The organism is Coleofasciculus chthonoplastes PCC 7420, assembly GCF_000155555.1.
Classification (GTDB): Bacteria; Cyanobacteriota; Cyanobacteriia; order Cyanobacteriales; family Coleofasciculaceae; genus Coleofasciculus; species Coleofasciculus chthonoplastes_A.
Map to the genome: position 1 here is coordinate 39,620 of NZ_DS989846.1, position 11,867 is coordinate 51,486.

Here is an 11,867-nt window from a genome sequence, read left to right on the forward strand (position 1 = left end):
AACGCGCTAATTTGATAAACAGAGAGTTGCTCATCTGCTCCATATCCATAAATGCGATAAATGCCACAGATGGGCAGATTAAGAGGTGAGCCAATCGCTTAACTTAGAGAGGAGACAAGACCTCACTCCCTTAACCGATCACTTGATTAACATTAGTCTGGGGGAAAATATGAACCAAAACGCCGTAACCGCCACCCGTAATGTGGCAATTGTTGGTCCCTATTTGAGTGGTAAAACCAGCCTGTTAGAAAGTTTGTTGTTCGTTACCGGGGCGACATCTCGGAAAGGGAACATCAAAGATGGAAACACGGTAGGGGATGCCATAGCCGAAGCACGCGATCGCACGATGACAGTGGAGATCAATGTCGCCGATACCGAATATCAGGGGATTCGCTTCAACTGGATTGACTGTCCGGGTTCGATTGAGTTTGCCCAAGAAACCTATAATGCGCTTATGGGTGTCGATGCGGCTGTTGTCGTCTGTGAACCCACGAGCGATCGCGTGCTGATGCTCGCCCCCTTATTCAAGTTTCTGGATGACTGGAAAATTCCCCACCTCGTCTTTGTCAACAAAATCGATCAACTCTCCTGTGACGGGGGAGCCTGCGGTCAATCCTATCGCCAGATTTTAGACGCCTTGAAAGGGGTATCCTCCCGCCCCATTGTTCCTCATCAGTACCCGATTGGCAAAGCAGAACAGCTAATCGGGTTTATTGATTTAGTCACTGAACAAGCGTTTCATTATCATACAGGCGCTCCGGCTGACCCTGTACCCCTGCCCGACTCCCTCAAAGACGCCGAACATGCCGCACGGGAAGAAATGCTGGAAGCCTTGGCAGATTTTGATGACCACTTACTCGAAGAACTTCTAGAGGAAATTGAACCGCCCCAAGAGGAAATTGTCAAGGACCTAAAAATGGAATTGGGGGCGGATTTAATTGTGCCTGTATTTATCGGTGTCGCCGAACAAGATTATGGGGTGCGCCACCTGATTGATGCCCTATTACGGGAAGCCCCCGCCCCAGAAGCCACGGCGGAACGTCGGGGATTGACGGGTAAAGGTAGCGCAACCGTAGCCCAAGTGCTGAAAACCTATTACACTCCCCAAGGGGGCAAACTTTCATTGGCACGAGTTTGGACAGGTCAACTCACTGATGGTTCAGTTCTCAATGGAATTCGGGCTGGTGGATTATACCATATCTTTGGTCAGCAACAGCAGTCTACCCCAGAAGCAAAGGCAGGTGATATTGTTGCGATCGGACGATTAGAGGGGATTCACACCGGTGACACTCTGAGTACAGAGGAGAAGGGAGCAAAAGAATTACCGAAAGCCCCAGCCATGAAACCGGTCTATGGTTTTGCGATTACCGCCGAAAATCGCAAGGATGAAGTTAAACTCAGTGGGGCGCTAACCAAGCTTTTAGAAGAAGATCCATCGTTGGCTTGGGAGCAGCATGAGGACACCCATGAAATTATCCTCTGGGGACAAGGTGAAATACACCTAAAAGTGGCGTTAGACCGATTGCGGCGCAAATATAATCTGCCGATGGATACTCACCTTCCCCGGATTCCTTATAAAGAAACGATTCGTAAATCCACATCCTCCCACGGGCGCTATAAGCATCAAAGTGGCGGTCATGGGCAATTTGGGGATGTGTACCTCGATATTAAGCCCGTGGAGCGTGGTGAAGGCTTTAGCTTTTCGGAAAGCATTGTCGGTGGCGTTGTTCCGAAACAATATATTCCAGGTGTTGAGACGGGGGTGCGGGAGTATTTGTCTCAAGGTCCTTTAGGCTTCCCGGTTGTTGATGTGGCGGTTACATTAACCAATGGGTCGTATCATTCCGTCGATAGTTCCGAACAGGCGTTTAAACAAGCCGCACGAGTGGCGATGACGGAAGGGATGCCCAAGTGTAATCCGGTACTGTTGGAACCGATTATGGCAATTCAGGTGTCTGCACCAACGGAGTTTACCTCGAAAGTGCTGCAACTGATATCCGGGCGTCGGGGACAAATTCTCAACTATGAACCAGTATCGGGTTGGAATGGATGGGACTGTATTTCTGGGTATTTGCCTCAGTCCGAAATGCATGACTTTATCATAGAGTTGCGATCGCTCACGTTGGGGATTGGCTTCTTTAACTGGGAGTATGACCATCTCCAGGAAGTTCCGGGTAAGTTGGCTGATAATGTTCTCGCGGCTACCGGGAATGGGAATGGCAACGGATAAATACTGAGTTTAAGCTAGGTTTGTAGTTGCGATGCAAGCGCCATCAGCACGCTTCGCGCTGACTACAAACGTCATAATTTATGTAGAGACGCGCCATGGCGCGTCTCTACAAGGGTGCCGAAAGTCCTAATCGATGTGTCTACTGCTATACAGTCTGTCGTTCTAAGTCCCTATGTCTGATACACGAAACTGGTATATTGTCAAGCAAAAAAATGGACAATGCGAAATTGTTCCCAGCACTCAAGTAGAAGGAGAGGAAACCTCAGAACGCTGGGGACCTTTTTCATCTCAGCAAGACGCGATCGCACGTCGAATTGGGCTGATTCGGGCAGGAAAATGCCAGCCTGCCTAAAACACTGATTTCAGGGATTAGAGAGAGAGATTGGGGTGGGGGTGGGGGCTGTTAGTCAATGGGTAGAGGATGATCAGATTGACATGACTTTCGTTTTCGCCAGATGTGTCATGGCACGTCTAGAACATGCATCGTCTACATCCCCTACTACCTATGGAGTTTGAACGGATGCCCGATCATTGGGTTCCTCGGCAATTGCCTGGTTGAGAACGTCTAGGGCTTTTACATATTGGGGATCGTCTGGCGTACCAATTTTAGTCCGATCCTTCTGTAATTCCTTGCGTTGTTCCTCAGTCAGTTCTATGACAATATCTGGCGGAATCCCCTCCTTATTAATATCACGACCACTGGGCGTCAAATACTTCGCAATGGTCACCGCCAAACCCGAACCATCTCCGAGTCCACGTACTGATTGTACCAAGCCTTTGCCAAAGGTCTGAGTTCCGACTAAAGTGGCTCGTTCGTTATCCTGCAAAGCACCCGACAGAATTTCACTCGCACTAGCTGAACCGCCATCGACTAGGACAACTAACGGTTTATCTGTCAAGGCTCTATTCCTGGCGACCTCTTCATTTGAGCTACCCTGACGATTCACCGTAGACACAATCTTGCCTTTATCGAGCCACATACGGGCAATCTCAATACTAGAGTAGAGTAATCCGCCCGGATTAGATCGCAAATCCAAGATATAGCCATTAACATCCTGCGTCTCTAACTCCTTAATCGCCTCGCGCATTTCCTGTGCCGCGATCGCGCTAAACTGATTCAAGCGAATATAACCAATCTCACCCGTGGGTGTACTCCGATAACTGTAGCGTACTGGATGAATTTCAATCCGCGCCCGTGTGATTGTATAGTCGATTTCCTCCTCGTCGCGTTGAATGGTAAGGGTCACATCAGTACCCGGTTTCCCGCGAATCAGTTGCACGGCGTCATTCACATCCATACCTTCGGTACTCTGACCGTCAATCTTGACGATTAGATCCTTGGCCAGAATACCTGCTTGAAATGCGGGTGTATCCTCAATTGGCGAAATCACCACCAACTTTTTCGTGTCCTCATCCTGGGCGATTTGAATCCCTACACCCGTTAATTCCCCAGAGGTATCAATTTGCATGTTTTTGAACTCTTCGGGGTCCATGAATCGGGTATAGGGATCGTCCAGCGTCTCGAGCATTTCCCGAATGGCTTCGTAAGCTTCTTCCTTGTCAGAATACTCACGGTTTAAATAATCATTCCGAACGGCTCGCCAATCCACCTGGTTGAAGGTAGCATCTACATACTGGCGATCGATAATTTGCCAGACTTCATCAACTAGCTCTTTGGGGCTTTCCTGGAAGAAAGCCTGACTTTGAGATAAATGCAGACCAGCCCCTGTAACTGCAACCGTTGTTAAGACTACTGCGGTCGCCCCGACCACGAGGCTACGTTTTGTAATTACCATAATCCTTTCACAAGCTGGAGGAAAACGACTGCAAAGGAATTACGCTCACTCTAACACAGGCTATGCCAGCACGCTCCTGTTGCACATCTTTGTTATCCATCCTAACTTGCTTGCAGTCCGGATGTAATGGTTGTTGAGTTTTAAATCAGGACGGGTGAAGGGGAATGCGGCTGTATTGGCTCTGATCCAATCCCTACAGTGTATACCTATCATGCTTTTCAGGCATTCAATCGGTTCCGGCTCCCCTCCCCGCCGCCAAACAAATTCAGTAGACCGAAAACTTTTCGGTTGACATCCCAAGGGAGCAGAGAAACCGGGGAGCAGAGGAGCAAGGAAAAATTTAACCTGATTTTTCGTATTCTGGGATACATTTTCCAGGTAAGGCTTCTCACCGCACTAACTGTACAACTTATTCAATCAACGAAACAACTGGGGATAAATCTGTCGCCAAGCCAATCCGGAAAAAAGACCGATTCCCAAGAGTAGCCCGATTAACTGCACAAACCAGAAATTGGGTAATCCGAGGGGCCAGCGCAATAGATCAACTAAAGCAGCAAGGGGCAAGAAATTGGCAATATTTTCCAGGATAGGCGGTAACGTTTCACGGGGAAAATACGTCCCACAGAAGGTAAACATGGGAACGATAAATAAGAAAAGTGGTATGTTAATTTGGTCAATTGTACGCATGGTTCCTGCGGCAAACAGTCCCATAACCCCAAAGAGCATACTACCTAAAATAATCAGAGGAAATGATATCAGTAAATGCCAGCCTGAGTAGATTCCCCACATCACAGCGACTAACCCTGTCAAACTACCTGCGATAATTCCTTTTGTGGTTGCCCATAGCCAATCCCCCAGAAACACTTCTGTAAAGCTTAATGGTGCAGTCAGTAAAGCTTGCCAGGTTTTCTGGAATTTGAGGCGAATAAAACTGCCAAAAGCGCCCTCGAAAAAGGATTGGAATAGCACGCCAATTCCTATCATACCGGGGGCAATAAACTGCAAGTAGGAAACTGTTTCACCGTGGTAGGTGACATCCCCGACTAAGGGACTAAGCCCATAGCCAAAAGCGACGAGATAAATGATTGGTTCAGAAAGCGGTGGTAAGCTATTCACCAGCCAGGTTTTCTGATAAACCCTAGCATGACGATACCAGACTGAGTAGACTCCCCAAGGGGTAACAGAAATGCCTTTCATTTTGATTTGGGATTTCAAAGATTGTATTTTGAATGAATTCTTTGTGGCAGTAGATTAGCTAACAGATGACTGTAGGAGCGGGTTTGACCCTAATCGTTTGTTGCCACCCAGATGCTAATAAACCCGCCCAGACTCCATGCAAAAATTATTTGACAAATGACAAATGACGAAGGACAAATGACAAATTATTCCAGTGACATGCCTGTCAAGTGCAAAAATACATCGTCTAAATTGGTGTGGCGACGGGTTAAGCTAACCGGATTGGTGGCATCCAGACATTCCCAAAGAGAGTGGGGATTGTCTGCGGGTAAACCAATCAGGTAACCATTGCCAAAAGAGCGATACCATGTTTGATACTGATGGGCGAGTTGTTGAATGATTTCTGCGGAAATGCCCTCAATTTCTACTACCTCTGTGCCAACAGTGCGCTCAATCAATTCCTCTGGAGTGCCTTGGTCAATCATTTTACCCTGTTGGAGTAAAATAAGGCGATCGCACAATCGTTGGGCTTCATCCATATAGTGGGTTGTCAACAGCACTCCACAGCCTTTTTGCTTAAGCTGACTGACTAACTTCCAAAAATCTTGCCGCGCATGGGGATCAAGTCCAGTTGTTGGTTCATCCAGAAACACCACTTGCGGCTGATTAATCAACGCCCGTGCCAACACCAGACGCCGCTTCATACCGCCAGAGAGTTCATCCACCCGATGTTTAGCATAGTCTTGCAACCCTACTTGTGCCAGTAACTCCCCTGCCCGTTTTCGGGCAGTTTTGCCGACAATCCGATAATGATGGGCAAAGAAAATCAAGTTATCGAAGACACTAAAATCGGGGTCAAGATTATCGTCTTGAGTAACAATTCCCATCGAGGAACGCGCCAAACGTCCTTGAGATTGGATTTGATGCTGTCCAAGTTGAACAAAACCCCGACTGGGAATCACTGCACCATAAAGCATTCCTACTGTAGTAGTTTTCCCAGCACCATTGGGACCAAGCAGACCCAAAATTTCTCCCGAATTCAGGGTAAAATTGACACCTTGAACAACATGGTTTGAACCGTAAGATTTCCACAAGTCATAAGCCGTGAGTACCACGGATTGGGTTTGAGGTTGAGCCGTTGTTAGAGTCATAAGTAATGGTGATTACACCGCCGATTGCTTACACCCAGAAACTGTAGGGGCGCACAGACGTGCGCCCGATGTAACCGTAAAATCTATTCCATCATTTTAGCTGTGCCACGCCAGTAAGGTGGGCAATGCCCACCCTACTATTAATCATCCCTTACAGGCAAAGGAGTCTCCAGAATTTCCATCAACAACTCCAGCCGCGAAGGACGAGACAAAAGTGGAATCAGGTTTGGCAATGAGTAGTAGTCACCCGCAAAGGTAAACGTATCCACCTGCACTTGCCGTTCCCGCAACTTTTGTTCAATCCAGTCGTAGTAACTACCCACCTTGACGATGATCACATTTGGCAGCACATTCAACTCCTGACAATAGGCATCAAAAGCGTTGCCAAAATAGGGCGCAGTGTTTTCCCCTTGATCCGTCACCAAGATAAACTGTTCCACCAACTGCTTACGCCGACGCATCGCCTCAACGCTACAGCCGATACTGGTTCCACCCCCAGCCCGGATGTGCTCAAAGGCACGCTCCCAGTGGCTGTACAGATGCTCCTGCGGCAGATTATTTGCCAAGATATCGCCCAATCGGGTATCACGACTCAGGTTGGCTTGGACGGGGTAGGGCATCGTGTCAAAGGCATAGACAAACAACTCCGCTTCCGTAATCCCGGAAATCAACGCAGCCAGATGCTTACCCACTTCTAAGGCTTGATGCATGGAGCCAGACTTATCCACCAACAGCGCCGTGGATTTGGCGATTTTGCCGCGCTTTTTCACCTGCTCATCCATGACGCGCTCTAACTGAGCGGTAGTGGCGAGATCTAATCCCGCCGCTTCAGCCGCAACTCGTCCCTTAAGGGCGGATACACGGCTATCCGATTGAGCTGCAACCAGCTTTTCATCAATCAACGCCTTTACCTGAGGGTGTTCCATGGCTCCCCGCGCCTTGAGAGACTTGAGGTTATTAATCACCTCTTGGGGTGTCATGGAATTAATCAGGGCGACTAATACCGTGGGCGTGATTTGCTTGACTGCACCAATGGCAATCGTGTAAGGAATCTTATGTGCTACGATTTGCCGTGCTTGTTCGGTGGGAGTTGCTGCTTTTGCCAACTGCTTGAGCGCAAACGCCAAACTATCCTCCGGAGGAGCATCCTTAAACAGGATGGTATTCGCCCGCTCACTCGGCTTAATGTGCAAGGTAGCGTAGAGGTGCTTCATGGACTTGCGTCCCCGCAACGCCGCACGGTCAAAGAATTGGGGCTGTTTTTCCCGCTTTTGCAAATAGCGCCGTACTGCGGTTCGGGCGGAACGAGGAACCTTCTGTTGATGCTGCTTCATGAAGTCCACAATTCGCGCCACTTGGTAAGGGGGAAACGTTTGCAGCAACATGAATCCGGCTTCCCGGTGTTCTGTTAACTGACTGGTCAACAGATTCCCGACAAACACTTCTTTGTGGTCACGAACATCCCCTTCTTTCTGATACCATACACCGAGGTGTCCATAGAAGATAGGGTCAAGTTCCACCATCATTTTGTGCAAGTCTGCAACCTTATTTAACTCTCGGTGAGGGGTGGTTAACAGACTGTTGAGCATTTCCAAACGCAAGTCGCGTTCTGCGGTATTCATGACAACCTCCTTTAATGAAAAGAATGGAGGCAAATGTCGCACGCTTTGACTAAAAATAGTGCCGCACAAGTTCAGAAAGCTATTTAGTTTACCGTGACAGGGTAAGGATGTAAGCTTTCCCGGTTAGGGCGCGGCGACAACTGCCATTTGTTTTTGTAAATATGGGGTTGAGTAAAGGGCGACCCGAGCCTATTAAGCGGACAACATTGTTACGTTGTGCCAGCGGGCATTGGTGTCAACTTAAGCTCAACCCCTCTCCCCCAGCCCCTCTCCCACGCCGGGGAGAGGGGAGTAAGAGAATCTGGTTCCCCTTCTCCCACCCCCCTCGTTCCCCCCTACAAGAGGGGGGAGGACAGAGGATGCTATCGCTTTTATTTCAAGGGAGAAGGGGTTAGGGGATGAGGGGGAAATTTTGAGCAGTAAATAGACATAGCTGAAAACCTTGCCAGCATTGGTTTTTGACCTTAAGTTGACACGGATGGCCAGCGGGTCGCCCCTACATCCGAACCAAAGGTGATATTCTCAAATGAGGGTTAACAATTTAACCTGTGCCAAAATTTCAAAGGTTTTGACTGACATCGACGTTTCCCCCGTAATGTTAAAGCTAACGCGCAAGTCAAAAAAGCTGTTGGTTCATACACGGGAATCGAACCCGCGACACATCGATTTCAAGTCGATTGCTCTACCAGTGAGCTAGTATGTAAGCTTTTTCAGTTGGGGCGCGTTAGCGCTCTTTATTTCTGCGGGCAAAATTGAATGGATGAATCACTTCGCGCAAGTTTAAAAAGCCGTGAGTCATACGCAGGATTTGAACCTGCATGATCTTGAGCCTAAATCAAGCGCCTTTTCCTATGGCTAGTATGTAAGCTTTTTCGGTCAGGGCGCGAAGTGAATTTCAACACTTGTAAATAAGAGATATCCCGCGCAAGTTAGCAAAGCCGTATTACTTGGCGCTCTACCCTTGAGCTACAGGCCCCAAAAAGTGGACCTGGTGGGATTTGAACCCACAACCTCCCGCGTTAAAAGGCGGAACAGTATGTAAGCTTCACAAGTAAGGGCGCGGGATATTGAATGCTGAATTTTAGATTTTGGATTGAAGGGAATTCGGTAAACTTACCGTTATCTGTACTCATCCAAAATCTGAGTGGATTGGTGCGATCGCGCAAGTCAAAGCAGCTTGTTTTTTTTACACCTCTCCCAGAGGCGGAGAGGGCAGGAATCGAACCTACAATCTGAGTTGAAGTCAGACGTTACCAGTTTGTAAGCTTCTCCAGTTGGGGCGCGATCGCACCCGTAAATCTCGCGATGTATTGAGTGGGAATTCGCACAAGTTCAAAAAGCGGTTTGTGTTTCTGAGCTACTCCCCCAAACAACGGGGGAGAAAGGATTTGAACCTTTGACAGTTCGATTATCAATCGAATGCTCTACCGTTTGTATGCTTTTTAAGTCAGGGCGCGAATTCCACTAATTTCTGATGCAAATTATTTAACCGTAAACGGCTTCAGGACGGATGATTAGGTCGCCACTCGGACGCCGATCAATAACATAATCAGTTAAGCGATCGCGTCCTACCTCAAAATACTGGGCAATCCGTTCCTTGACAACCGAATCTCTCATGCCAACTTGAATGCCAAGCTGATTTTCAGGAATATCATAAGAACGACCTTCAAAGCGAATGTGAACCATGCTGGCACCTCCTAAAACTTGATTGGATTAGTGTTAATCAATCTATCTCTGGAGCGAACATCCTCATTTTGTTAAAACGACCAGCATTGAGTTAGGTTCACAAACACTGATAGTTCTTAGAGTAAGAAGCGCCGCTCTAAAGAATAGAGGGTTTGGCTATAACGGATTTGATCAGTCATTTGATTTTGACTGTTATCATTTGACTCTAAACGTTCTTTTTCCGTCATAGATGGGGTTGAATTTCGCTGATTCGGTTTCGTTTCCCATTCTAAAGGAGTAAGAACCTGACGAACCAGGGGGGTATACAGGAGTAACATAATGAACCGATTCCGATTACAAAAATCCTGATTGACCTTCGTTAAAATTCCCGATGTTTTATTCGATTTTCAAGGTTCAGACTGGACGTTTGAGGTAGAGAGTTTTGCCTCTCCTCTCTCTGTCATGTTTTTATACTACATACATACTACAAAATTGTCAATAGACTGGACAAAATTTTTTTTCGGGGAGTAGAGACGCGCCATGGCGCGTCTCTACATAAATGATGTGTCCTAACCGCTATGGCGGTTGCTATATAGGTAAAGCTAGAAACGATAATAGTAAAACCCGCCCCTACACACCGTACTACACCTGACTCACGAAGCGAAGAGTCTGCCCAATCAACAGACGCTCCTCACTCTTAACTTTCAGCCGACGGTTTACAACTAGGGTGAAACCTTCTGGAAGTTTGGGTTCTGGGATAGGTTCCTGGAGACTTCGCACCATGGTAAAGAAATAGCGCTCCGGCGAGAAACCGCAGCGTTCTAGAATCGCCATCCGGTCAGTTTTATCGGCGCGAGAACCGCAGCGCACGTTTACAGGTAAACCTCGTTCTCGACTCACCTGGCGCAAGCGTTCCTCAGCCCAGGCGATGATCTGTTGTTCTAAATCACCCCCTCGTGCTGTCGGATGAACCCGAAACCCCAGAAATCCATCAATCAGAGTATCAGTAGGAACAATCCATAGCCGACCAAAACCGATAAGCTGATGATCGGCATCTTGCCAAAGAAAGAGATTCCGTTCTTTATCGATAGAGGGGTCATCAAAGGATTGCTTGAGTTCCGTGACAGATGTGCCTTCCTCAAGCTGATCAACGATTTCACAGGTATTGATCAAATGTGCGATCGCGTCTAAGTCGATTTCCCCACGATAGGGACGCCGGGTAATAATACTCATCCTGCAATATCCTTAACATAAGCGATTTGAGTGTGTGTGGTCTGGAAACCCACCGATTCGTATAACCGCCGCGCCCCAGAAGGGTTAACTAACAGTCCGTAAATATCTAGACAATCATTGACATAACTAGACATTTTTTATGATATAATACAGGAATGTCTAGTTTAACTCCCCAAGAAGCAGCTACTCTACTAGGTGTGACGGTCTTGCACGTTGCATCGATGGGAACTCAACGGCTCTCATACGATCTTCTCGGACGGCTGGTGGTCATCGTCGATACGATATTGCTGACTTAATTGGTAATAAATCGGGTAACGCATTAACCGTTGGTTATGCTAGAGTATCTAGTCATGACCAAAAAGACGATCTAAATAGACAGGTTTTAGTATTGGAAAGCTACTGTGCCAAACAGGGATGGGAATTTGAGATTATTCAAGATCTCGGTAGTGGCATGAACTACAAAAAGAAAGGACTGTATGGAAGTCGAAGCCATAAGAACAAAAAAATAGTGACCGAACTGAGGGAGGTAGCCAAAAAGCTATGACGACGATAACTTATTGCAAGGGCCTGCCAACTCCCGCCGATGAACTTAACCCCATCGGTTTCACCGACTTGGAGATGTTTTTAACGTCATTGTCCGATATATTCTATCAAGCAACAGTTGAAACCGTTAACCATTTATTAAATAAAGAAATAAAATTTAATCAATCCAGTTGGAATAGTCTTATGCAAGAGAAATACGGAATCAGTAAGCGTTATGCTAACGGAGTAATTGCATTAGCTAAAGGAAAAACTGCCTCAGCTACATATTGTAGAAAAAGACAGATAAAGCAATTAAAATCACGAGTTCAGTCACGGAAAGATTGGGTAGCCAGAGCCACAAAGAAAATTAATTTAGCTCGGAAGTTCTATGGAAAAAAGAACTGGCAATCCTCCAAAAATGGCTGCAATTTTCCCTTATCATCAAACCTCAAGACGAGAAAAACTAACTGGC

11 protein-coding genes, 1 tRNA gene and 2 pseudogenes are annotated in these 11,867 nt (G+C 47.2%); 5 read left to right on the forward strand and 9 right to left on the reverse strand.

Annotated features, from left to right (window positions below):
• The first annotated feature begins 169 nt into the window (after window positions 1–169).
• Window positions 170–2,230 (forward strand): elongation factor G, encoded by a 2,061-nt coding sequence (locus MC7420_RS09270; RefSeq protein WP_044206327.1) that lies wholly within the window; start codon window positions 170–172, stop codon window positions 2,228–2,230.
• A gap of 172 nt (window positions 2,231–2,402) precedes the next feature.
• Window positions 2,403–2,582, forward strand: coding sequence for a DDE transposase family protein (locus MC7420_RS09275; RefSeq protein ID WP_006100277.1), 180 nt, complete (start codon window positions 2,403–2,405; stop codon window positions 2,580–2,582).
• A gap of 151 nt (window positions 2,583–2,733) precedes the next feature.
• Here MC7420_RS09275 and ctpC read toward each other — a convergent pair whose 3' ends face one another.
• The 5 genes from ctpC to MC7420_RS09300 all read right to left on the reverse strand — a co-directional run bounded on the left by ctpC (window position 2,734) and on the right by MC7420_RS09300 (window position 8,678).
• Window positions 2,734–4,026, reverse strand: a complete 1,293-nt coding sequence (ctpC, locus tag MC7420_RS09280) for a carboxyl-terminal processing protease CtpC (RefSeq protein ID WP_044206137.1) — start codon at window positions 4,024–4,026, stop codon at window positions 2,734–2,736.
• A gap of 417 nt (window positions 4,027–4,443) precedes the next feature.
• A complete protein-coding gene (locus MC7420_RS09285) occupies window positions 4,444–5,223 on the reverse strand; it encodes an ABC transporter permease (RefSeq protein WP_006100195.1) in 780 nt (259 codons plus the stop codon).
• A gap of 185 nt (window positions 5,224–5,408) precedes the next feature.
• Entirely contained in the window at window positions 5,409–6,353 is a 945-nt protein-coding gene (locus MC7420_RS09290; RefSeq protein ID WP_006100340.1) for an ABC transporter ATP-binding protein, read from the reverse strand.
• 140 nt (window positions 6,354–6,493) lie between these two features.
• The gene (locus MC7420_RS09295; RefSeq protein ID WP_006100263.1) at window positions 6,494–7,975 is read right to left on the reverse strand and encodes a hypothetical protein; all 1,482 of its coding nucleotides are present in this window, start codon (window positions 7,973–7,975) and stop codon (window positions 6,494–6,496) included.
• A 629-nt stretch (window positions 7,976–8,604) separates the two neighbouring features.
• Window positions 8,605–8,678 (reverse strand) — tRNA-Ser (locus MC7420_RS09300).
• A 368-nt stretch (window positions 8,679–9,046) separates the two neighbouring features.
• On the opposite strand from MC7420_RS09300, the gene MC7420_RS39415 reads away from it, so the two are divergent.
• Window positions 9,047–9,211, forward strand: coding sequence for a hypothetical protein (locus MC7420_RS39415; protein WP_006100094.1), 165 nt, complete (start codon window positions 9,047–9,049; stop codon window positions 9,209–9,211).
• A gap of 249 nt (window positions 9,212–9,460) precedes the next feature.
• On the opposite strand, the gene MC7420_RS09305 is transcribed toward MC7420_RS39415, so the two are convergent.
• From MC7420_RS09305 to MC7420_RS39420, 4 genes are all read right to left on the reverse strand, one after another.
• Window positions 9,461–9,661: a hypothetical protein gene (locus tag MC7420_RS09305; protein WP_006100128.1), complete on the reverse strand. Its 201-nt coding sequence runs from the start codon at window positions 9,659–9,661 to the stop codon at window positions 9,461–9,463.
• 116 nt (window positions 9,662–9,777) lie between these two features.
• Window positions 9,778–9,978 carry a hypothetical protein gene (locus MC7420_RS09310; RefSeq protein WP_006100133.1) on the reverse strand — a complete coding sequence of 67 codons (201 nt, stop codon included), beginning with the start codon at window positions 9,976–9,978 and terminating at the stop codon, window positions 9,778–9,780.
• A 304-nt stretch (window positions 9,979–10,282) separates the two neighbouring features.
• Window positions 10,283–10,873, reverse strand: coding sequence for a hypothetical protein (locus tag MC7420_RS09315; protein ID WP_006100122.1), 591 nt, complete (start codon window positions 10,871–10,873; stop codon window positions 10,283–10,285).
• Window positions 10,870–11,007, reverse strand: coding sequence for a hypothetical protein (locus tag MC7420_RS39420; protein ID WP_157453104.1), 138 nt, complete (start codon window positions 11,005–11,007; stop codon window positions 10,870–10,872). The genes MC7420_RS09315 and MC7420_RS39420 overlap by 4 nt, the downstream gene beginning before the upstream one ends.
• Before the next feature lie 21 nt (window positions 11,008–11,028).
• Here MC7420_RS39420 and MC7420_RS44045 point away from each other — a divergent pair.
• Together MC7420_RS44045 and MC7420_RS42365 are read left to right on the forward strand one after the other, a co-directional pair.
• Window positions 11,029–11,417, forward strand: a pseudogene (locus MC7420_RS44045) (IS607 family transposase).
• Window positions 11,414–11,867: pseudogene (locus MC7420_RS42365) on the forward strand (hypothetical protein); the annotation flags it as partial. The pseudogenes MC7420_RS44045 and MC7420_RS42365, both read left to right, overlap by 4 nt.